Annotated in this window: 20 protein-coding genes and 1 pseudogene; 10 read left to right on the top strand and 11 right to left on the bottom strand. The window is 71.8% G+C overall.

The window, feature by feature from the left end:
• The coding region (locus ABT116_RS24710; protein ID WP_351637630.1) for a GNAT family N-acetyltransferase at positions 1–402 on the top strand (402 nt) is incomplete at its 5' end.
• Positions 403–587: 185 nt separating this feature from the next.
• Here ABT116_RS24710 and ABT116_RS24705 read toward each other — a convergent pair.
• The 7 genes from ABT116_RS24705 to ABT116_RS24675 all read right to left on the bottom strand — a co-directional run bounded on the left by ABT116_RS24705 (position 588) and on the right by ABT116_RS24675 (position 10,124).
• Positions 588–905, bottom strand: a complete 318-nt coding sequence (locus ABT116_RS24705; protein ID WP_351637628.1) for a hypothetical protein — start codon at positions 903–905, stop codon at positions 588–590.
• A gap of 204 nt (positions 906–1,109) precedes the next feature.
• Positions 1,110–3,296, bottom strand: a complete 2,187-nt coding sequence (locus ABT116_RS24700) for a bifunctional polysaccharide deacetylase/glycosyltransferase family 2 protein (protein WP_351637624.1) — start codon at positions 3,294–3,296, stop codon at positions 1,110–1,112.
• Between the two features lie 990 nt (positions 3,297–4,286).
• Complete coding sequence (gene rbsD / locus ABT116_RS24695) at positions 4,287–4,676, bottom strand: D-ribose pyranase (RefSeq protein ID WP_351637620.1); 390 nt, start codon at positions 4,674–4,676, stop codon at positions 4,287–4,289.
• Complete coding sequence (locus tag ABT116_RS24690; protein ID WP_351637616.1) at positions 4,673–5,575, bottom strand: ribokinase; 903 nt, start codon at positions 5,573–5,575, stop codon at positions 4,673–4,675. Before ABT116_RS24690 ends, rbsD begins: the two co-directional genes overlap by 4 nt.
• 73 nt (positions 5,576–5,648) lie before the next feature.
• A complete protein-coding gene (locus ABT116_RS24685; protein WP_351637612.1) occupies positions 5,649–7,598 on the bottom strand; it encodes an ABC transporter permease/substrate-binding protein in 1,950 nt (649 codons plus the stop codon).
• The gene (locus tag ABT116_RS24680) at positions 7,588–9,108 is read right to left on the bottom strand and encodes a sugar ABC transporter ATP-binding protein (RefSeq protein WP_351637608.1); all 1,521 of its coding nucleotides are present in this window, start codon (positions 9,106–9,108) and stop codon (positions 7,588–7,590) included. The genes ABT116_RS24685 and ABT116_RS24680 overlap by 11 nt, the downstream gene beginning before the upstream one ends.
• Positions 9,105–10,124 carry a LacI family DNA-binding transcriptional regulator gene (locus ABT116_RS24675; protein ID WP_351637604.1) on the bottom strand — a complete coding sequence of 340 codons (1,020 nt, stop codon included), beginning with the start codon at positions 10,122–10,124 and terminating at the stop codon, positions 9,105–9,107. The genes ABT116_RS24680 and ABT116_RS24675 overlap by 4 nt, the downstream gene beginning before the upstream one ends.
• A gap of 219 nt (positions 10,125–10,343) precedes the next feature.
• Here ABT116_RS24675 and ABT116_RS24670 point away from each other — a divergent pair, with 219 nt between their 5' ends.
• Positions 10,344–10,709 (top strand): cupin domain-containing protein, encoded by a 366-nt coding sequence (locus ABT116_RS24670; protein WP_351637601.1) that lies wholly within the window; start codon positions 10,344–10,346, stop codon positions 10,707–10,709.
• Positions 10,710–10,917: 208 nt separating this feature from the next.
• Positions 10,918–11,565 (top strand): dihydrofolate reductase family protein, encoded by a 648-nt coding sequence (locus ABT116_RS24665; RefSeq protein ID WP_351637598.1) that lies wholly within the window; start codon positions 10,918–10,920, stop codon positions 11,563–11,565.
• A 7-nt stretch (positions 11,566–11,572) separates the two neighbouring features.
• Here ABT116_RS24665 and ABT116_RS24660 read toward each other — a convergent pair whose 3' ends face one another.
• Positions 11,573–12,373 (bottom strand): MBL fold metallo-hydrolase, encoded by an 801-nt coding sequence (locus ABT116_RS24660; RefSeq protein WP_351637594.1) that lies wholly within the window; start codon positions 12,371–12,373, stop codon positions 11,573–11,575.
• A gap of 86 nt (positions 12,374–12,459) precedes the next feature.
• Between ABT116_RS24660 and ABT116_RS24655 the strand changes: the two genes are divergently transcribed.
• From ABT116_RS24655 to ABT116_RS24645, 3 genes and pseudogenes are all read left to right on the top strand, one after another.
• Positions 12,460–13,053, top strand: coding sequence for a CGNR zinc finger domain-containing protein (locus tag ABT116_RS24655; RefSeq protein ID WP_351637591.1), 594 nt, complete (start codon positions 12,460–12,462; stop codon positions 13,051–13,053).
• 127 nt (positions 13,054–13,180) lie between these two features.
• Positions 13,181–14,044, top strand: coding sequence for an RCC1 domain-containing protein (locus ABT116_RS24650; RefSeq protein WP_351637587.1), 864 nt, complete (start codon positions 13,181–13,183; stop codon positions 14,042–14,044).
• A 9-nt stretch (positions 14,045–14,053) separates the two neighbouring features.
• A pseudogene (locus tag ABT116_RS24645) lies at positions 14,054–14,257 on the top strand (imine reductase family protein); the annotation flags it as partial.
• Positions 14,258–14,348: 91 nt separating this feature from the next.
• Here the strand turns inward: ABT116_RS24645 and ABT116_RS24640 are convergent.
• Together ABT116_RS24640 and ABT116_RS24635 are read right to left on the bottom strand one after the other, a co-directional pair.
• Entirely contained in the window at positions 14,349–15,152 is an 804-nt protein-coding gene (locus tag ABT116_RS24640) for a sugar phosphate isomerase/epimerase family protein (RefSeq protein WP_351637583.1), read from the bottom strand.
• Between the two features lie 44 nt (positions 15,153–15,196).
• Positions 15,197–16,129 (bottom strand): bifunctional helix-turn-helix transcriptional regulator/GNAT family N-acetyltransferase, encoded by a 933-nt coding sequence (locus ABT116_RS24635; protein ID WP_351637581.1) that lies wholly within the window; start codon positions 16,127–16,129, stop codon positions 15,197–15,199.
• Between the two features lie 179 nt (positions 16,130–16,308).
• On the opposite strand from ABT116_RS24635, the gene ABT116_RS24630 reads away from it, so the two are divergent.
• Positions 16,309–16,881, top strand: a complete 573-nt coding sequence (locus ABT116_RS24630; RefSeq protein ID WP_351637579.1) for a dihydrofolate reductase family protein — start codon at positions 16,309–16,311, stop codon at positions 16,879–16,881.
• Positions 16,882–17,237: 356 nt separating this feature from the next.
• On the opposite strand, the gene ABT116_RS24625 is transcribed toward ABT116_RS24630, so the two are convergent.
• Entirely contained in the window at positions 17,238–18,287 is a 1,050-nt protein-coding gene (locus ABT116_RS24625; RefSeq protein ID WP_351637577.1) for a LacI family DNA-binding transcriptional regulator, read from the bottom strand.
• 333 nt (positions 18,288–18,620) lie between these two features.
• Between ABT116_RS24625 and ABT116_RS24620 the strand changes: the two genes are divergently transcribed.
• The 3 genes from ABT116_RS24620 to ABT116_RS24610 are packed head-to-tail and all read left to right on the top strand — an operon-like array spanning position 18,621 to position 21,753.
• Entirely contained in the window at positions 18,621–19,772 is a 1,152-nt protein-coding gene (locus ABT116_RS24620; RefSeq protein ID WP_351637575.1) for a Gfo/Idh/MocA family protein, read from the top strand.
• The gene (locus tag ABT116_RS24615; protein ID WP_351637573.1) at positions 19,769–20,923 is read left to right on the top strand and encodes a dihydrodipicolinate synthase family protein; all 1,155 of its coding nucleotides are present in this window, start codon (positions 19,769–19,771) and stop codon (positions 20,921–20,923) included. The genes ABT116_RS24620 and ABT116_RS24615 overlap by 4 nt, the downstream gene beginning before the upstream one ends.
• Positions 20,924–20,955: 32 nt before the next feature.
• Positions 20,956–21,753: a sugar phosphate isomerase/epimerase family protein gene (locus ABT116_RS24610; protein ID WP_351637632.1), complete on the top strand. Its 798-nt coding sequence runs from the start codon at positions 20,956–20,958 to the stop codon at positions 21,751–21,753.
• The last annotated feature ends 96 nt before the right edge of the window (positions 21,754–21,849 follow it).

Here is a 21,849-nt window from a genome sequence, read left to right as displayed (position 1 = left end):
GGGCCTGTTGCCGAGGCGGAGGACCGGGCGCTGTTCGGGCGAATCTTCAGCAAGGTGTACGCGGGGGACCTGTTCGACGTGTGGGCGGTCCGGCGTGAGGGGCTCCTGGTCGGACACGCGGAGATCAAGCGGACCGAAGAGACCGGTGGTCACGAGATCGTCTATGCCCTGGGACCCGAGGTCTGGGGCAGCGGGCTCGGAACGGAGCTGGCGGAGGCGCTCGTGGGTTACGGCTTCGAGGCGCTCGGGCTGACCGAGGTGCACGCCACCGTGGCCGCGCAGAACCGGGCGTCACTGCGCCTGCTGGGCAAGATCGGGTTCGAGCACACGCGGGACATCGTGGAGGACGACGGCGCTCTCACGTACCTGCTGACCCGCCGGCTCCCGGTGCGCTCCCGGTGACGTGGGGGAGCGCCGTCCGGCGGCTCTCCACGTCGCACCACGGGCGGGCTCGCCGCGTCTTACCGCGTTTCACGCCTTCGCGTCGAGAAGGCCAATACAGGAGGGAGCCCAGGGCTCCCTCCCCGTACCCGAAACCGCCGGGAGGGGCGCAAGGCGCCCGCACGGCTGCACAGCACGTCAGCAGGTCAGGGGGCCAACACAGGCCGCATGACGCCTCCGGTCTCTTCCTGCTCACCCGCCGCCGCGCCCTCGTCGCACCCGGTCTCCTGTCTCAGCATGACCTGGGGCCCGAACAGCACACCCCAGACGATGTTTTCGAGGCCCTGCCTCTGCACGCGGGTCGTCTGGCACGAAGAGGTCCGGCCGTCCTCGCGGTCGGGCGACGCGGCGGCGTGGGCCGCGACAGGGGCGGCGGAGGTCAGGACTGCTGCGAGGACGATGACGGTGGCGCCGGCCGAGTGCGCCAGCGAACGGTGCACGGAGTGCAGTCGGAAAGTTTTCATGATCACACCCTGAGCGCAGAAGCACCCGGGAGAAAGGCTGACGGCCCCGAGGGCGGGCAACTCAACCCGATCGTGCGATGCGCCGAGGGGGCTTGAGCGAGCGGGCGTGAGGAAGGGCCTGGTCAGAACGTGGCGGTGACCTCGGCGAACCGGGTGAGCCATCCGGCGTAGGGGGCGCCCGGCACCACCTGCCCCGAGGCCGGTTCACGTCCCGCGGGTGGAGGGCTGAGGCGGCAGCATCACGTCTCCGCTGCGCTTGAGCCGCTGCCAGGGCAGTCGGTAACCGTTGATCGCGGTCAGGCAGGCCTGGACGAGGACCAGGTACATCACCTGACGGTAGACGACCTGCTGGAGCGGGAGCGCCCACAGGGGCCGGAGCGGTTCGCCGTCGAGGTGGAAGGCGTACGCGGCGCAGACGGCCTGCACAGCCAGCACGCCGGTCCAGGCCAGCACCGTGGTGAGCGGGTTCCCGAACACCAGGCCGTACAGGGCCAGTAGGTCGATCAGCGGGGCGAGCAGCGGGGTGAAGATCTGGAAGACGGCCAGCAAGGGCAGGCCGATGCGGCCGAAGCGGCCAGCGGGGCCGCGCTCGACCAGCGCGTGCCGGTGCTTCCACGCCGCCTGCATCGTGCCGTAGCTCCATCGGTAGCGCTGGCGCCACAGTTGCCGCAGCGAGACCGGTGCCTCGGTCCAGGCGAGGGCGTCCGGCACGTAGCGGATCTCCCACCCGGCCCGGTGCAGGGCCATGGTGATGTCGGTGTCCTCGGCGAGGGTGTCCGCACTCATCATCCCGGCGTCCCGCAGGGCCTCGACGCGGAATGCCCCCACGGCACCGGGAATGGTGGGCAGGCAGTGCAGCAGGTCGTACATGCGGCGGTCGAGGTTGAAGCCCATGACGTACTCGATGTGCTGCCACCGGCCGAGCAGATGCCGACGGTTGCCGACCTTGGCGTTGCCCGCCACGGCGCCGACGCGGGGGTCGGCGAACGGCTGGACGAGGCGGCCGACGGTCGAGGGGGCGAAGACGGTGTCGGCGTCCAGCATGACGACGAGGTCGTGCGAGGCCCGCAGGACACCGTTGTTGAGGGCGGACGGTTTGCCGCCGTTGGGCTGCCGGATGACGGTGACGTTCTCCAGGGCGAGGGACTCCGCGAGGTCGGCGGTGCCGTCGCGGGATCCGTCGTCCACGACGATGATCTCGACGGGGTGGTCGCTCGCGGCGAGCGAACGGAGTGTCTTGGGGATGCACAGCTCCTCGTCGTAGGCGGGTACGACGACGCTGACAGGCCGGGTGACGGGTCGGTGTGCGCCGGTGTGCCGGCGCCGGTACCGACGGGCGTGGTGGCGGGCCAGACAGAGCAGGAGCACACACCGTGCGAGGACGAGCGAACCGACCACCAGCAGCAGCATGCTGACGGCCGACACCGCTGTCCCCGACACGGTGACGGCGGCGACGAAGATGCGGCCCTGCCACAACTCCGCTGTACTGACGGGGCTGGTGAAACTGTCGGTGCCGACGAGGTCGGCGAGGGTGGTGAAGCGATACCCCTGGGCCTTCAGCCGGGGGATCAGGCTCTCGAGGGCTTCGACGGTCTGTGATCTGTCTCCTCCCGCGTCGTGCAGGAGGATGACCGCGCCGCCGGCCGGCTCGTCGGGCATGGCCGCGTCGGCGATGGCCCGGGCGCCCGGACGTCGCCAGTCGTGGGTGTCCTGGTCGATGAATGCCAGGACGTAACCCCTCTCCCCCAGGCGCCGGGTGACGGCCCACGCCCGGGTGTCGAGGGCCGAGGTGGTCGAGGAGTAGGGCATCCGCATCAGCGACGTGTTGATGCCCCCGGCCCCGGCGAGGGCGAGTTGGGTCAGCGCGAGCTCACGGTCGACGGCGCTCGCGGACTGGGTGGTCAGGTCCGGGTGGGAGAAGGTGTGCACACCGATCTCGTGACCGGAACCGATCACACGGCGCAGAACTCCCGGGTGCCGGACGGTCTGTTGCCCGGTGACGAAGAAGGTGCCGGGCGTGCCGTGGTGATCGAGAACGGCCAGGATGCGGGGCGTCCAGGTGGGGTCGGGGCCGTCGTCGAAGGTCAGCACGACGGTCTTGGCCGGTGTGCGATAGGTCCGCAGGTGATCGTCGGTCGTGTCGACGACCGGGCCACCGCCGGCGATCACGCGGGGGACGCCGGTGGAGGGGCGCCCGCCGCGCCCTTCTTGGTCCCCGGCGAAGCCCCGCGTGGTGTAGCCCTCGATCAGGAGGACCGAGGCGACGAAGGCCAGCAGGAGGAGGGGAACGACGATGCGGAACCGGTGCCGCGGCGACAGGGACGCTCGCGTCCGCCGCGGACCGGGCGACCTCGGTGAGCGGACGGGTGACCGGTGAGGGCGCCGCCGCATCAGGGGGCCTCGGCCACCGAGGGGGCGGAGGGCAAGAGGGTGGCCGTGGAACCGGACGGCGCCACGGGGCTGGGGGCCGCCCCGGTGGGCTGGGAGGCGGGCGGCGGCGTCGGCGCCGGGGGCTCGGGGGCCGACGGGGCGGTGCTCGGCGGAGCGGGAGGAGAGGACGAGGGAGGAGAGGGCGGAGAGGGCGGAGAGGACGAGGGCGGAGAGGGCGGAGGCGAGGCGGGGGTGGTGCCCGTGCCGGGCGCGGGGGTGGGGGCGGGTGGGTCCCCGGGGGCCGAGGGCTGCGCCGGTGAGGTCGTGGGTGCTTGCGGTTCCGGTGTGTCAGGAGGTGCAGGTGAGCCGAGCGGTGGGTCCCCGGGCGCCAGGGGCGGGGCGACGGGAGCGCCGGGCTCGGTGGATCGCGGAATGAGCAGGGTGCTCGGGGCGCCGGGGCCCACACGGTCCGACGCGGGAAGCTCACCGGGTTCCTGGGGCGTCGGGCCGGGTGTGCGGGGTCCCGGTGCGGCGGGCGCCGCGATGTCGCCGGGCAGGATGGCCCCCGGGGCGAAGGGAGTTGCTCCCATCAGGCTCAGGCCCAGTACCGCCATGTACGCGGCCGCGGCGGTGGCCAGCCCGTAGCCGGTTCGTCGCAGATACCGGGCACGCCGACCGGAGGAGTCGACGAACACAGGGGAACTCCGCTCACCCGACGACCCCCGTCCCGTATGCCCCCTTTTGGCCCGAAGAAGCGCCATGAATTCAGCGTACGCCGCCACGGCGCGGGACAGTTCCTCTGAAGACCGGCAAGAATCCGGCAAGAATTTCTTACCTGCCGTGCAACCCTTCTCGCCCTCCACGGGTCGTACTTGGTGTCAGGACCCTTGGGGGAGGGGATCTGGGGGGATCGTCGGGGTTCCTGACGGGAGGGGAAAAGCCGAGGGGGCCCGGTCGATGGACCGGGCCCCCTCGAAACCGTTCAGAGCCTCCTCCGGCCCTTCGCGGGTGTCAGAAGAAGACCCCGCACCTCAGCAGGACGTTCGCGTACGGCCGTGCCTCGCCCGTGCGGACGACCAGCCGGGCCCCCGCCGACAGCTCCTTGAGCCGTTCGTGCGATACGAGGTCCAGCCCCGGGAAGTGCCCTTCCAGCAGCGACGACACCTCCGGGTTGGCCTCCCGCAGCTCCTGCGCCGCCGTCGCCCCCTCGACCACCAGCTCGGCCAGCAGCCCGTCCAGCACCTCGGCGAACGACGGCACGCCCGCCCGGAAGGCCAGGTCCACCACCCGGGGGCCGTCGGGGATCGGCATGCCCGCGTCGCACACCAGCACCCCGTCGCCGTGGCCGAGCTCGGCCAGCGCTCCGGCGAGGTGACGGTTCAGTATTCCGGCCTTCTTCATGAGCCGGCGACCTCCGCCGCCGTCGGGAAGGAGGCCTGCGCGCCCTTCTTGGTCACGGTCGCGGCACCCACCCGGGCCGCGTACGACGCCGCCTCCGCCAGCGACTCGCCCGCGCCCAGCCGGTAGGCCAGCGCCGCGGTGAAGGAGTCGCCCGCTCCCGTCGTGTCCACCGCGTCCACCTTCACGGCCGGCACGCGCGCGACACCCTCCGACGACGCCACCAGCGCGCCCTGTCCGCCCAGCGTCACCACCACCGACCTCGGGCCCTTGGCGAGCAGGATCCGCGCCCAGTCCTCGGGGGTGTCCCCGACGGCGGAGTCGCCCAGGATCACCTTCGCCTCGTGCTCGTTCACGATCAGCGGGTCGCAGGCCGCCAGCACCTCCGGCGGAAGGGGGCGTGGCGGCGAGGGGTTCAGCACGAAACGGCTCTCGGGAGCCAGGTTCCGTACGGTCTCCACCACCGTCTCCAGCGGGATCTCCAGCTGCGCCGAGACCACCCGGGAGCCCTGGAAGAGGCACCCGGCGGCCCTGACGTCCTCGGGTGTGAGACGGGCGTTGGCGCCGGGCGAGACGACGATGCTGTTGTCCCCGGACGGGTCGACCGTGATCAGCGCGACGCCGGTCGGCGCGCCGCCCACCAGGACTCCCACCGTGTCGACACCCGCCTCGCGCTGCGAGTCCAGCAGCAGCCTGCCGTGCGCGTCGTCGCCGACCCGGGCCAGCAGCGCCGTACGGGCACCCAGCCGGGCGGCGGCGACCGCCTGGTTCGCGCCCTTGCCGCCCGGGTGGACGGCCAGGTCGGAGCCGAGCACGGTCTCGCCGGCACCGGGCCGGCGCTCCACTCCGATCACCAGGTCGGCGTTGGCCGACCCCACGACCAGGAGGTCGTAGTCGTACATGAGTTGCTCCCCACGTGAGTGACATGGCCGGGCGGTCCACCAGCTGTGGTGACCGCCCGGCCGTTCCCCGATGTCAGCCGCTGAAGCCGGCCACGTTCTCCTTGGTGACCACCTTCACCGGCACCTTCACCGTCTCCTCGACGTCCTTGCCCTGGAGTGCCTTCAGGGCGTTGTCCACGGCGATCTTGCCCAGCTGGGAGGGCTGCTGCGCCACGGACGCGTACAGCGTGCCGCCCTCGACCGCCTTCAGTCCGTCCGGCGTGCCGTCGAAGCCGACGACCGAGACCGACTTGCCGGCCTTGGAGCCCAGGGCCTTGATCGCGCCGAGCGCCATCTCGTCGTTGGCGGCGATGACGCCCTGGACGTCCGGGTGGGCCTGGAGCAGGTTCGACATCACGTCGAGGCCCTTGGTGCGGTCGAAGTCGGCGGGCTGCTGGGCGACGACCTGGATGCCCGGGAAGGCCTTGAGGCCGTTGGCGAAGCCCTGCGCGCGCTCCCGGGCCGCGGACGTGCCGGCCTGGCCCTGGAGGATCACGATCTTGCCCTTGCCGCCCAGCTTGTCGGCGATGGTCTTGGCGGCGAGTTCACCGCCGGCGACGTTGTCGGAGGCGACGAGGGTGTCCACCGGCGCCTTGTTGACGCCCCGGTCGACCGCGATGACCGGGATCTTCGCCTTGTCCGCGGCCTTGACGGAGTTGCTCGCGGCGTCCGAGTCCACCGGGTTGACGATGATCGCGCCGAGGCCGGAACTGGTGAAGTTCTGCAGCTGGTTGGCCTGCTGGGAGGCGTCGTTCTGGGCGTCCGTGACGGTCAGGTCGACGCCCAGCTTCTTCGCCTCGGCCTGGGCGCCCGCCCGGATCTGCACGAAGAAGGGGTTGTTGAGGGTCGACAGCGACAGGCCCATCTTCGGCTTGTCCGCGGAGGCGGAGCCGTTGTGCAGGAACGACGTGGCGCCGACGATCGCGACGGTGACCACGGCCGCGAGTCCGTAGGTCGCCGCCTGCCTGCCCTTGCCTCCTTGGGAGGCACCGGCCACCGGGGTCGCGCCCGCCTTGCGCCGCAGCGTGTCGAACAGCACCGCGAGCGCGATGACGACACCGATGACGACCTGCTGCCAGAACGCGGACACGTTCAGCAGGTTGAGCCCGTTGCGCAGCACGGCCAGGATCAGCGCGCCGATGAGTGTGCCGGACGCCTTGCCGGTGCCGCCCGCGAGGGAGGCACCGCCGATGACGACGGCGGCGATCGCGTCCAGCTCGTAGCCGTCGGCGGCCTGGGGCTGCGCGGAGGAGAGGCGGGCGGCGAGCACGACACCGGCGACGGCGGCGAAGACGCCCGAGAAGGCGTAGATGGCGAGCTTCTGCTTCTTGACGCGCAGGCCGGACAGCCGGGCGGCCTCCTCGTTGCCGCCGATCGCGTACATGGAGCGGCCGATGTAGGTCCGGCCGAGCACGAAGGCCGCGATCAGGCCCATGACGGCCATCACCAGGACCGGCACCGGCAGCCAGCCGCCGAGGGTGTCGCCGAGGTGGGAGACGGAGTCGGGGAAGGCGATCGGCGAGCCCTCGGAGATGACGAGGGACAGACCGCGGGCCACCGACAGCATGGCCAGCGTGGCGATGAACGGCGGCAGCTTGCCGTAGGAGATCAGGATGCCGTTGACCAGGCCGCAGACGATGCCCGTCGCTATGGCGAGGAGGACGGCGAGGAAGACCGGGACGCCCGCCGAGGTGGCGCTCCAGGCGAGGACCGTGGCGGACAGCGCGGCGACCGAGCCGACGGACAGATCGATGCCCGCGGAGACGATCACGAAGGTCACGCCGAAGGCGAGGATGGCCGTCACGGCCGCCTGTACGCCGACGTTGAGCAGGTTGTCCGTCGTCAGGAAGTCGCCGGACAGCGCCGACATCGCGATGACGAGGACGATGAGCGCGGTGAGCGCGCCGTTGTCGAGCAGGAGGCGGCGCAGGCCTCCCGAGGCGCCACCCGCGCCCGTCGTGCTCTTGAGCGTGTCAGTGGCCACGGGAGGCCTCCTTGTCAGTGCTGGGGTTGCTTACTGCGAGTGCCATCACGGCGTCCTGGGTCGCCTCGTCGGCGGAGAGTTCACCGGCGATCCGGCCCTGGGCCATCACCAGCACCCGGTCGCTCATGCCCAGCACCTCGGGCAGGTCGCTGGAGATCATCAGGACGGCCGCGCCGGCAGCGGTGAGTTCGTTGACGAGCTGGTAGATCTCGACCTTGGCGCCGACGTCGATGCCGCGCGTCGGCTCGTCGAGGATCAGCACCTTGGTGTCGGCGAGCAGCCACTTGCCGATGACGACCTTCTGCTGGTTGCCGCCGGAGAGGGTGCGCACGTGCTGGCCGAGTCCGGCCATCCGCACACCGAGCTGCTTCGCGATCCGCCCGGCGGCCGCGCGCTGCCCCTTGAGGTCGACGAGCCCGCCGCGCGTGGCCGACCGCAGGGTCACCAGGCCGAGGTTCTCCTCGACGGAGGCGTCCAGCACCAGGCCCTGGCCCTTGCGGTCCTCGGGAACGAGCCCGATCCCGGCGGTCATCGCCGCGTTGACGTCGTACTTGGCGATCGGGGCGCCGGAGACCTTGACGGTGCCCCTGTCGTACGAGTCGGCTCCGAAGACGGCCCGAACGACCTCGGTACGGCCCGCGCCGACCAGTCCCGCGATGCCGACGACCTCACCGGCGTGCACCTCGAAGCCGACGTCGTGGAAGACGCCGTCCCGGGTGAGTCCCTCGACGGACAGCAGCGCGGCGCCCCGGTCGGCCCGTTCGCGCGGGTACTGCTGCTCGATGGAGCGCCCGACCATGAGCCGGACGAGTTCGTCCTCGGGGGTGGAGGCGGGGACCTGGCCGACGCTCTTCCCGTCCCGGATGACCGTCACGCGGTCGCCGAGTGCGGCGATCTCCTCGAGGTGGTGGGTGATGAAGACGATCCCGACGCCGTCCTCGCGCAGCGCACGCACGATCGCGAAGAGCTTGTCGACCTCCTCGGAGGTGAGCACGGCCGTCGGCTCGTCCATGATCAGCACACGGGCGTCCAGGCTGAGCGCCTTGGCGATCTCGACCATCTGCAGGCGCGCGATGCCGAGTTCGCGTACCCGCGCGCGGGGCGACACGTCCACGCCGACCCGCTTCAGCAGGGCCTCCGCGTCGGCCTCCATGCGCCCCCGGTCGATCATCCCGAACCGGCGCGGCTGACGCCCGAGGAAGATGTTCTCGGCGACCGTGAGGTCGGGCACCAGGTTGAACTCCTGGTAGATGGTGGCGATCCCGAGCCGCTCGGAGTCCTGCGCACCCTGGATGCGGGTCTCCTCACCGCCGACCAGGATCCGCCCGGCGTCGGGGGTGTACGCGCCGGAGAGCATCTTGATGAGGGTGCTCTTGCCGGCACCGTTCTCACCGAGCAGGACGTGCACCTCGCCCCGGCGCAGATCGAAGTCGACGCCGTCCAGCGCGACCACGCCCGGGAAGGTCTTCCGTATGCCCTCGATGCGCAGCAACTCGTCCGCGTTGCTCACGTCGTGCTCCTTTGCACTGGGGTGGGGTTCTCGCCGCACGAGCGGCGTACGACGAGCCGGGCGGGGAGGGTGACGGACTGACCGGGCCGCCCCTCGATGCGGTCGACCAGGGCCCGTACGGCGGCCCGGCCCAGCTCGCCCGTGGGCTGGGCGATCGCGGTGACCGGCGGGTCCGTGTGCACGAACCACGGGATGTCGTCGAACGCGGCCAGCGCGAGGTCGTCCGGGACGCGCAGGCCCCGCGCGCGTACGGCGTCCAGCGCGCCGAGCGCCATCAGGTTGTCGGCCGCGAAGACGACCTCGGGCGGCTCGGCCAGGTCGAGGAAGCCCTCGGTGACCAGCCGGCCGCTCTCGGCCTGGAAGTCGCCCTGCCCTGTGTAGGCGTCGGGCAGTTCGAGCCCGTACGCGCCGAGCGCCTCCCGGAAGGCCTCGACGCGCTCCTGGCCGGTCGTGGTCGCCGCCGGGCCCGCGATGATCGCCAGCCGCCGGTGCCCGAGCCCGTGCAGATGCGCCACGAGGTCCCGCACGGCGGCCCGGCCGTCCGCCCGCACCACCGGCACGTCCACGCCCGGGATCCACCGGTCCACGAAGACCATGGGCGTCCCGGCCCGTACGGCGTCCAGCATCAGCGGCGAGCCGCCGTCCGTGGGTGAGACGAGCAGTCCGTCGATCCGGCGGTCCAGGAGGTTCCGTACGTGGTGGTCCTGCAGGTCCGGCCGCTCGTCGGCGTTGCCGATGATGACGCTGTAGCCGAGGGCACGGGCCTCCTCCTCGACGGAGCGGGCCAGCTCGGTGAAGTAGGGGTTCATCACGTCGCTGATGACCAGGCCGAGGGTGTGGGTCTGGTCGGTGCGCAGGGAGCGGGCGACGGCGTTCGGGCGGTAGCCCAGGGTCTCGACGGCGGCCAGCACGCGGGTGCGTGCGTCGGCGCTGACCGACGGATGGTCGTTCAGGACGCGCGAGACCGTGGCGACGGATACGCCGGCCTCGGCAGCGACGTCCTTGATGCTGGCCACCGCCGCTCCACCTCCTTGTGGATCAGTCGTGGGAGCACCCGCGACGACTGGGGCGAGTGCTCGTGGAATCGATTACACCGACGGAGGGATGGAATCGATTACACGCCGGTAAATCAAGCCCCCGCAGGCACCTCTTGACCGGATCGTGATGTCGCGGGAGGCTCCCCGGCGGTTCAGGGTGGAGGAAGGAGGTCCGTTTCCACGGCGAGCGGAGGAGCCATGACGGCAGCGACTCGCGACGACGTACCCGTCGCGCTCGGAGGCGACGGCGTAGAGGTGCGCAACATGCCGATCGGGGGCGGTATGTCGATCAGCTACATCACTCTGCCCCAGGGCACGGACATGGGCCCGGCCCTCAAGGGGCTGCCCGACGACGCGTGCCAGTGCCCGCACTGGGGCTATCTGCTGAAGGGTCGGATCCGGATGCGGACGGCCTCCGGCGAGGAGGAGTACGAGGCGGGGCAGGCGTACTACTGGGGCCCCGGCCATGTGCCGCTCGCCCTGGCGGACACCGAGCTGGTGGAGTTCTCCCCGGACGCGGACTTCAAGCAGGTGATCGACCACGTGGTGGCGCAGTCCGGGTGAGGCCGGGGCCTGATCCGCCGGGCCCGGTGGATTCGCCGGGCCCGTGATATTCGCCGGGCGGCGTACGTTTCGCCGGCCCCGTGTGATTCGCGGCCCGTGTGCTTCGCCGGCCCCGTGCGATTCGCGGCCCGTGTGATTCGCCGGCCCCGCGCCGATGAGTTTCGCCGGTCCGGGCGGTCTTACCCGCATCGACCACAGGAGGAGCCCCGTGTCCCAGCTGCTGCGTGTGCAGAACTTCAACGTCTCGAGTGACGGATTCGGTGCCGGTGAGGGCCAGAGCCTGGAGCGGCCGTTCGGCCATGCCGATCCCGGCACGATGTTCGCCTGGGCCGGGGCCACGGCGAGCTGGCCGAACCGCACCGATCCGGGCGGGAGCCGCGGCCTCGACGACTACTTGGTGCGCGACTTCCACCACGACATCGGCGCCGAGATCATGGGCCGCAACAAGTTCAGCCCGCAGCGCGGCCCTTGGGAGGACCACGAGTGGCAGGGCTGGTGGGGCGACGAGCCGCCCTTCCACACGCCGGTGTTCGTAATGACGCACCACGAGCGTCCCTCGTTCACCCTCTCCGACACGACGTTCCACTTCGTCGGCGGGGATCCCGCCGAGGTCCTCGCCCAGGCGCGCAAGGCGGCCGGGGGCAAGGACGTCCGGCTCGGCGGCGGGGCGACGGTCATCCGGCAGTTCCTGGACGCCGACCTGGTCGACACGCTGCACGTGGCGGTCTCGCCCCATGTGGTGCTCGGGTCCGGCTCACGGCTGTGGGAGTCGCCCGAGGAACTGCTCGACCGCTTCCACTGCGATGTGGTGCCGAGCCCCAGCGGGGTGATCCATCACCTGTTCTGGCGGAAGTGACGGCGGGTCAGGCGCCCTTGCCCCAGTCCAGACGGTCGGCGAGTCCGGCGGCGGTGAAGGCTGCCGCCAACTCGTCGCCGCCTTCGGTGAAGTGGGCCCAGCTGTCGTAGTGCACCGGGACCACGCGGCGGGCGCCGAGGATCCGCGCGGCCTCGGCGGCCATCGCGCTGTCCAGGACGATGACCTGGCTGTCGAAGAGGACGGGGAAGCGGGGCGCGCCGGCGAAGAGCACGGCGGTGTCGACGGGGCCGAAGCGGCCGGCGATCTCGCGGACGGCGTCGAGTGAGGCGTTGTCGCCGCTGACGTAGACGGTGGGCAGACCCTCGCCGGTCAGGACGAAGCCGACGACCTGACCGGTGAACGGCTCGACCTGCTCGCGGGGTCCGGGGCCGTGCAGGGCGGGGACGCCGGTCACGGTGACCGTGCCGCCGCCCGGGCGGTCCAGTGCGACGGTCTCCCAGTCGGCCAGGCCCCTGACCTTGCCCCCGAGGCTCTCGCGCAGCCGCTCGCCGCCACCGGGCGTGGTCAGGGTGAGGGGTATGCGGGCGAGCAGGGCCCGGCCGGAGGTGTCGAGGTTGTCGGGATGCTCGTCGTGGGAGAGCAGGACCACGTCGACGGGTCCGAGGTCGCCCGGGCCGGAGGCTGAGGGCGCGGTCTTGGTCAGCTGCGGGCGGCCCGGGCTGCCGTAGTCACCGGGGGCGTCGAACGTCGGGTCGGTCAGGAAGCGCAGGCCGCCGTACTCGAAGTGGGCGGTCGGGCCGCCGAGGACGCGGACGGGGAAGTCGGCCGTCACGGGAACAGAGGACACACAGCACCTCACGGATAGACGCGGTTGAACCGTGAGATGACCGTAGCCGCTTCTCATGGATACGGGCAACCTTTAACATGAGAAACATGGAGGAGCCCGTGACCGAACAGCCCGCCCCGCCGCCCGCGCAGGGCGAGGAGGAGCACCTCTCCCTTGCCCTCGCCAACACCGCGATCGCACTGCCCGGCGGGCGCACGCTCGATCTCGTGGGCACCCCCGCGCAGGCGAACCACTGGCTGACCCAGCGCGGCCTCGCACCGGTCGACGCCGGCATGCGGGAGATGTGCGCGGCCCAACTGCGGTCGCTGCGCGAACAGATCAGGTCGCTGTTCGCCGCCCGCACCGACGGCGTGCCCGCCCTGCCCGCGGCGGTGACGGCCATCAACGACGCGATGACCAGGGTCCCGACGGCCCCGCTGCTGCGGTGGGACGACAAGACCGGCCCCTACCGCACGGCCCCCCATCCCACCACCGCGATCGTCGACCTCGCCCTGGCGACCCTCGCCTCGGACGCCGCCGACCTGCTCACCTCTCCCGCGGCTGAGCGCCTCACCGCCTGCGGCTCCCCGCCCTGCAACCGCTACCTGCTCCGCCACGGCCGCCGCCACTGGTGCTCCACCCGCTGCGGCGACCGCGCCCGCGCGGCCAGGGCATACGCCCGGCGCAGCGAGTCGGGCTGAGTCCGTCCCGGTCACGGCCGGGGACTGCGGGGGTGAGCCGTGCCCCTCCGCTCTCCGCGACCCTCTGACAACGGGCCGAAGTAAGGTGCCGTTCATCTCGCGAACGCGCCGAGCACAAGGAGGCGTCATGCTCGCGGACTCGTCGGCGCTGGCGGCCGGAAGGCGTCATTCGGTCGCCCGGCGCCGGGATGGAACCGTTCTCGCCGTGGGCAATACCGCAGCCGCTGAATGTCGTGTCGAGCGATGGGAAGACGTCGTCGCGGTGGCAGCCGGCAACGTCCACACCGCGACGAACACGGGCAGGTCCCACACGGTGGGACTCCGGTCGGACGGCACGGTGCTGGCAACCGGGTGGAACGGTGACGGGCAATGTGATGTCGCCGGATGGCGAGGCGTCACGGCCGTGGCCGCAGGCTGGCGCCGCACGCTCGGGCTGCTCGCGGACGGCCGCGTGCTGGCGGCCGGCCGGAGTGCGGAAGGACAGTGCGACGTGGAGTCCTGGCGCGAGATGGTCGCCCTCTCGTGTGGCGACTGGCACTCGGTCGGCGTCCGGTCGGACGGTTCCGCGCTGGCAGCGGGAAGCAACCGGCGACGGCAGTGTGCCGTGGAAGGGTGGCGCGACCTGGCCGCCGTTTCGGCCGGGTATCTCCATACCGTCGGCCTCAGAGCCGACGGGCGGGCGGTGGCGACCGGGGACCGGGCGACCGGGGCGTGCGAGGTCGATGCATGGGAAGACGTGGTGGCGCTCAGCGCGGGCAGCTACCACACCGTCGGGGTCACTGCCTCCGGACGGGTCCTCGCAACGGGAGACAACAGCTACGGACAGTGCGACGTCGGCGATTGGCGCGACGTCGTCGCCGTCGCGGCCGGTTCGACGCACACCCTCGCCCTGCGTGCCGACGGCACGGTCGCGTCCGCAGGGAACAATGCCGACCGACAGTGCGAAGTCGACACCTGGTCCGGAGTCCGGCTCCCCCAAGCCCCTTTTTAGTGGGGGGCTTTGCCTTCGCCCTGCGAGAGAAACCCGGTATCGCTGCAGGAAGCCAACCGGCTCCAGGGCCCGGTCCTGCTGAGGACGGCGGGTGTCGAGGCCGCCGCCTACGCGCCCTTCGGGCAGGAGATCGCCGCCGGGGTGGCCACGTGGCTGCCGGGATACAACGAGCAGATCGACCGGGGCTCGTTCCCGGCCGAGGTGTCGTCGCTGGAGACCGACGCGCGGGCGGTGGCGCATCTAGTACCCGGTGCTGATCGAGGAGTTCGGCAAACCCGGCACCCGCTGACCGAAGCCCGACGCCTCACGCCGAGTCGTTCAGCAACCGGCTCAGGTGCTCACGCCCGGGTTCCAGGAGGTCGGGCAGCGGCGGCGCCCCCTCGTACCAGCGCTTCTCGTACTCCCAGCAGAGCCAGCCCTCCCAGCCGTGGCGGGAGAGGACCTCGACGCATTCGGCCAGGGGCAGCACGCCCGCGCCGAGCGGCAGGGGGGTGGTGTCCTCGACGGAGGCGATGTCCTTGACCTGGACGTAGCCGAGGTGGGGGGAGAGCGCCGCGTAGGTCTCGGAAGGCTGCTCGCCGCCCAGCCAGGTGTGCATCACGTCCCACAGGGCGCCGACCTGTCGGTGGCCCACCAGGCCGAGGATGCGCATGGCGTCGGCGGCGGTGCGGTGGGAGTCGTGGGTTTCGAGGAGGATGCGTACGCCGAGATCGTTGGCGTGTTCGGCGGCCGTGCCCAGGCGCCGGGCGGCCGTCGCGTCGGCCTCCTCGGGGGTCTGGACGTCCAGGTCGCCGCCGGGGAAGACACGGACGTACGGGGCACCGAGGTCGCGGGCCAGGTCGAGGAGGGCTCGGATCTCGGCCAGGACGGGCTCGTCGTCGCCCGGCGCGGCGACCCGTGCGTAGCCCGCCAGGCCCAGGAGCTCTACGCCCGCTCCCTTGAACTCGGCCGCGACGTCCGCCCGTTCGGCGGCGCCGAGGCCGGTGTGGACCGGTTCCTCGGGATGGGTGCGCAGCTCCACGCCGTGGTAGCCGTGCGTGGTCGCGAGGCGAAGGACGTCAGTCAGGGGCAGGCCAGGGACACCGAGGGTGGAGAACGCCAGCTTCATGAAGACGGAATCTACCCGGCACCCCCGCCTCCGACTCCTCTCCGTCACTCCTGTGTTGCGTCAAGATCCAGCCGCCAGTCCTGGCCGGTGAGATCCCGGCCGAAGGAGCGGTGCGGTTTCTCCGCGACCAGCACGAAACCGTGGCGCCGGTAGATGCGGCGGGCCGCGGCGAGGATGTCGTTGGTCCACAGGACCACCTCGCGGTAGCCCGCCTCGCGCGCGAAGTCCACCAGCGCGCCGACCAGACGGTCGCCGATGCCGAGTCCGCGCGCGTCCGGCTCGACGAGCAGGAGCCTGAGCCGGGCGGCGCCGGGCGCGTCGTCCCGTACGCACATCACGCACCCCACCGGCCGGCCGTCCAGCTCGGCGATCCAGGTCCGCTCCCGGCGCGGGTCGTGATCCTCGGCGTAGTCGGCGACGATCCTCGCCACCAGTGCCTCGTAGTCGGCGTCGAAGCCGTACTCGGCGGCGTACAGGGCGGCGTTGCGCTGCACGATCCAGCCGAGGTCGCCGGGGACGGGCTCGCGCAGCACGACGTCCTCGGGGCGCGGGGCCCGGCCGTCGCCCAGGATCGTCCGGACGGTCCGCAGGGCCTCCGCCAGCCGCGGCCGGTCCTCGGCCCGGACCGTGTCCAGCAGCGCCCCGACCGCCTGCCGCGCCCGCTCGTCGAGCAGCGCGGCGGCCTGCCGGCCGGGCGTGGTGAGCGTGATGCGGCGGCGGCGCGGATCCGTCTCGGACGGGCCGCGCTCGACCAGTCCGTCCTCCTCGAACCTGTTCAGGATGCGGGTCAGGTACCCGGCGTCCAGGTGCAGCTGGGCCCGCAGGTCGGCGGCGTCCGTGCGCGGTGCGTGCGCCAGCTCGTAGAGGACGCGGGACTCGGTGAGGGTGTAGGGGGCGTAGAGCCGGCGGCCGTGGTCGAGGGCGCCGATGACGTTCGTGTAGAAGCGGTTGAAGGAGCGGATGTCCTGGACGGTCATGGCGTCGACCCCCGATACTTGACTGAGTCAGGGATATCTGTGGCCGAGCCTAGTCGTCCAGGACGTCCGAGACCAGGCACGGGATGATCCGGACGGTTGGACGGGAGACGGCCGATGAGTTTCTCCGTGTTCCGCAGTCAGAAGAAGAGAATCCGACACGAGAGACCGAGGAACCCAGCATGCGCACCCTGATCAGCACCGCTTTCGTCTCGCTCGACGGCGTCGTGGAGGCGCCGGGCGGCGAGCCCGGCTACCGGAACTCCGGCTGGACGTTCAAGGACGTCGAGTTCCTTCCCGAGGCCTTCGAGATCAAGGAACGGGAGCAGAAGGAGGCCACCGCGATGATGATGGGCCGCATCAGCTATGAGGCGTTCAGTCCGGTGTGGCCCGGCATGGAGGACTTCGCCGACTACAATGTGATGCCGAAGTACGTCGTCTCCACCACCCTCGCCGAGGAGAACCTGGTGTCGAACTGGGGCGAGACGACGATCCTGCGCTCGCTCGACGACGTCGCCGCGTTGAAGGAGACCGAGGGCGGCCCGATCATCGTCCACGGCAGCGCCTCCCTGAACCAGGCCCTTTCCGACGCCGGCCTGATCGACCGCTACCACCTGCTCGTTTTTCCGCTCCTGCTCGGGGCGGGCAAGCGGCTCTTCAGCGCCACGGACAAGGACACCCAGAAGCTGCGGCTCGTCGAGCACGAGGCCTACGCCAACGGTCTGCAGAAGAACGTCTTCGAGGTCGTCCGCTGACGGGGCCGCTGCGTACGCGTCCAAGGGGCCGGCCCGGCGGGTGTGGAATCACGGGAGGGTGGGGCCGTTCAGGCCGAGGCGAGGACGTGCCGGGAGACTGGGGCGCGCCGACCGGAGCAGGGCCGTTCAGGCCGAGGCGAGGACGTGCCGGCCGAAGCAGGGGCGTTCAGGCCGAGGCGCGGGCGCGCCGACCGAGACTGGGGCGCGCCGACCGGAGCAGGGGCGTGTGTTCCCGCGGCACTCCGACCCCGCCCCCTCAAGCCCCGGCACCCCCGCCCCCCGCACCAACCCCGCGCCTCTCAAGCCCCAGCACCCACACCCGGCACCAACCCCGGGCCCCCTCAAACCCCAGCACCTCAAGAAGACCGCGGCACCCCGGAGGACCCCCGCACCATCAACTCCCCCCGCACCGACGCGATCCCCCCGGGCGGCGCCTCCTCACGCCCCATCGCGATCCGCCCGGCGCGGGCCCCGGCCTCGGCCAGCGGCAGCCGCACGGTCGTCAGCGAAGGCACCGCGTCGATGCTGAACGGCAGGTCGTCGAAGCCCGCCACCGACACGTCCTCCGGGATCCGTAGCCCCGAGTCCCGCAGCGCGGCGCACGCGCCCAGCGCGACGGAGTCGTTCGCCGCGACGACCGCCGTCAGCGACGGGTCACGCCGCATCAGCTCCAGCGTCGCCTCGTAGCCGGACCGCCGGTCGTAGCGCCCGTGCACCGTCCAGCGCGGGTCCTCCTCGATGCCGTGCGCGACCAGCGCGGCCCGGTGGCCCTCCAGCCGGTGCCGTGTGGTCGTCCGCTCCTGCGGACCCGCGATGTACCCGAGCCGCCGGTGCCCGAGCCCGATGAGGTGCTCGGTCAGCTCCTGCCCGCCGCCGCGGTTGTCGAAGGTCAGCGCGATCGCCCCGGTGTCCGGCGCCTGCGGCCGCCCGCACAGCACGACCCGCGTGCCGGCCTCGGTCAGCTTCCGCACCTTCGCGTCCATCGCCGCCTTGTGCGGCGCGTCCTCGATCGCACCGCCGGTCAGCACCACGGCCGCCGCCCGCTGCCGCTGCAGCAGCGTGAGGTACGTCAGCTCCCGCTCCGGAGAGCCGCCCGTGTTGCAGACCACCGCGAGTCTCTCCCCGCCCGCGCGTCCGCCCGGCCCGCCGATCTCACCCTGGATCGCGCTCGCCATGATCCCGAAGAACGGGTCGGCGATGTCATTCACCAGGATCCCGACCAGGTCGGAAGTGGCGGCGGCCAGGGCGCTCGCGGGCCCGTTGAGCACATAGTCCAGCTCGTCCACGGCCTTCAGCACCCGCTCGCGGGTGGAGGCCGCCACGGGGTAGTTCCCGTTCAGCACGCGCGACACCGTCGCGGGTGAGACCTGTGCGCGGGCCGCCACATCCGCCAGGGTCACCGTCATCTCGTCGTCCTCCGGTCGCGCATCTCGTCTCCGCCCTCGTACACACTCAGACCACTGGCCATGGTTCCGAGCGGAACAGCAGGTCGGCCCCCGCTGCCCCGACAAACCCATGGCCATGGTTCCGAGCAGACCTTAAGCCCCCGACCCCCTGTTGTTCGCCCCCTCGAACAACTCGTCCTGGTCACGGTCTTGTCCGGACCGCGGTTCAGAGGCTAGCTTCTTCGTATGTAGAAAGCGCTTGCTGCAACGCTCACCAGTCCACGGCCGGCTCTACGGGCCGCCTGTGCAGGGTGGGGCGTACGCGGCGCGACGACCGCGTACGAAGGGAACGACGTGACACGCAAGACGGTGCGTATCGCCATGAACGGCGTGACCGGGCGCATGGGCTACCGCCAGCACCTGGTCCGCTCCATCCTCGCCCTCCGCGAGCAGGGCGGCCTCGACCTCGGCGACGGCACCGTGCTGTGGCCCGAGCCGATCCTGGTCGGCCGCCGCGAGCACGCGCTGAAGGCCCTGGCCGAGCAGCACGGGCTGGAGCACATCTCCACGGACGTGGACGCGGTCCTCGCCGACGAGACGGTGGACATCTACTTCGACGCGCAGGTCACCTCCGCCCGCGAGGAGGCCCTGAAGAAGGCCATCGCGGCCGGCAAGCACATCTACACCGAGAAGCCGACCGCCACCGGTCTCGACGGCGCCCTGGACCTCGCCCGGCTGGCGAACGAGGCCGGCATCAAGCACGGCGTCGTCCAGGACAAACTCTTCCTCCCGGGCCTGCTCAAGCTGAAGCGGCTCATCGACGGGGGCTTCTTCGGCCGGATCCTGTCCGTGCGCGGCGAGTTCGGCTACTGGGTCTTCGAGGGCGACTGGCAGGCCGCCCAGCGCCCGTCGTGGAACTACCGGGCCGAGGACGGCGGCGGCATCGTCGTCGACATGTTCCCGCACTGGGAGTACGTGCTGCACGAGCTGTTCGGCCGGGTGAAGTCCGTCCAGGCGCTCACCGCCACGCACATCCCGCAGCGCTGGGACGAGAACGACAAGCCCTACGACGCGACGGCCGACGACGCCGCGTACGGCGTCTTCGAACTCGAGGGCGGCGCCATCGCCCAGATCAACTCCTCCTGGGCCGTCCGCGTCAACCGCGACGAGCTGGTGGAGTTCCAGGTGGACGGCACGGAGGGCTCCGCGGTCGCGGGCCTGCGCAACTGCCGCGTCCAGCACCGCAGCGCCACCCCCAAGCCGGTCTGGAACCCGGACATCCCCGCCACGGAGGTCTTCCGCGACCAGTGGCAGGAGGTCCCGGACAACACCGAGTTCGACAACGGCTTCAAGGCCCAGTGGGAGCTGTTCCTGCGGCACGTCTACGCCGACGCCCCCTACCACTGGGACCTGCTGGCCGGTGCCCGCGGTGTGCAGCTCGCCGAGCTGGGCCTGAAGTCCTCGGCCGAGGGCCGCCGCCTCGACGTGCCGGAGATCTCGCTGTGACGATCCGACTCCCCGGCGCCGGCGGGGCGTTGCGGGCCTACGAGCCCCGCACCGAGCCCCTGGCGGTGACCCCCGGCACGCCCTTCACCTCCCGCACGGTCTTCTCGGCCGCGCACGTCGTCGCCGACCCGTACGCCGACATCTCCCCCGACTCCCCCGCCGCCGTCGACTGGGACCTGACCCTCGCCTTCCGCCGCCACCTGTGGTCGCACGGGCTGGGCGTCGCCGAGGCCATGGACACCGCCCAGCGCGGCATGGGCCTGGACTGGGCGGGCGCGGCCGAGCTGATCCGCCGCAGCGCCGCCGAGGCCAAGGCGGTCGGCGGTCTGATCGCCTGCGGTGTCGGCACCGACCAGCTGACCGGCCCGGCGACCCTGGACGAGGTCCGCGCGGCGTACGAGGAGCAGCTCGCCCTCGTGGAGGAGTCCGGCGCGCAGGCCATCCTGATGGCGTCCCGGGCGCTCGCGGCGGCGGCCTCCGGCCCCGAGGACTACCTGGAGGTCTACGGCCACCTGCTGCGCCAGGCCTCCGAGCCGGTGATCCTGCACTGGCTCGGCCCGATGTTCGACCCGGCGCTTGAGGGCTACTGGGGGTCAGCCGACCTGGACGCGGCGACGGACACGTTCCTGGAGGTGATCGCCGCCCACCCCGACAAGGTCGACGGCATCAAGGTCTCCCTGCTGGACGCCCGGCGCGAGATCGACATCCGCCGCCGGCTCCCGCAGGGCGTGCGCTGCTACACCGGCGACGACTTCAACTACCCCGAGCTGATCGCGGGCGACGAGCAGGGCTTCAGTCACGCGCTGCTCGGCATCTTCGACCCGCTGGGCCCGCTGGCGGCGGAGGCGGTCCGGGTCCTGGACACGGGCGACACGCAGGGCTTCCGCGAGCTGCTGGACCCCACGGTCGGACTCTCCCGCCACCTCTTCCAGACCCCGACCCGCTTCTACAAGACGGGGGTCGTCTTCCTCGCCTGGCTCGCGGACCACCAGCCGCACTTCACGATGGTCGGCGGCCTGCAGTCGGCCCGCTCGCTGCCGCACCTCGCGAGGGCGTACGAACTGGCCGACGGGCTGGGTCTGTTCCCCGACCCGAAGCTGGCGGAGGAACGGATGAAGACGCTGCTGAGCGTGTACGGGGTGAACCAGTGAGCGGGTCGCTGGAGCGCTTCTCCATCAACCAGATGACGGTGAAGCAGCTGTCGTTGCCTGAACTGGCCGACGGCTGCGCCCGGTTGGGCATCCACAACGTGGGGCTCTGGCGCGAGCCGGTGCGGGCGCACGGCCTGGAGGCCACGGCCAAGCTGGTCCGGGACGCGGGGCTGACGGTGACGACGTTGTGCCGGGGCGGCTTCTTCACGGCGATCGATCCGACGGAGCGCGCGGAGGCCCTGGCGGACAACCGCCGTGCGATCGACGAGGCGGCGGTCCTGGGCACGGACACCCTGGTCCTGGTCTCGGGCGGTCTGCCCGCCGGCTCCAAGGACCTGCACGGCGCCCGTGAACGCATCGCGGACGCGCTGGCGGAACTGGGCCCGTACGCGCGGGAGCGCGGTGTCCGTCTGGCCATCGAGCCGCTGCACCCCATGTACGCCGCGGACCGCTGTGTGGTGTCGACCCTGGCCCAGGCCCTGGACCTGGCCGAGCGTTTCCCGGCGGACCAGGTCGGTGTCACGGTCGACACGTACCACATCTGGTGGGACGACACCGCGCCCGCGCAGATCGCCCGGGCCGGTGCGGGCGGCCGCATCCACACCTTCCAGCTGGCCGACTGGACGACCCCCCTCCCGGAGGGCGTCCTCACCGGCCGCGGCCAGATCGGTGACGGGGCGATCGACATGCGGGAGTGGCAGGACCACGTCGAGGCGGCCGGCTACACCGGCGCCATCGAAGTGGAGCTGTTCAACGACGTCCTGTGGGCCCGGGACGGCCAGGAGGTCCTGGCCGAAACGGCGAAGAGGTTCACCGAACACACCCGCTGACCCGGCTCCCCGCCATGCCGCTGCCCCGCCCCGCCGACCGGGGGGCGGGGCAGCGGCATGTCCGGGCCCGCGCCGGGTGGAACGGAGCGGCGGGTG

The organism is Streptomyces sp. NPDC002130 (assembly GCF_040296465.1).
Taxonomy (GTDB): Bacteria; Actinomycetota; Actinomycetes; order Streptomycetales; family Streptomycetaceae; genus Streptomyces.
Note: the sequence above shows the minus strand (reverse complement) of the source record. Positions and strands in the feature narration are given on the sequence as shown.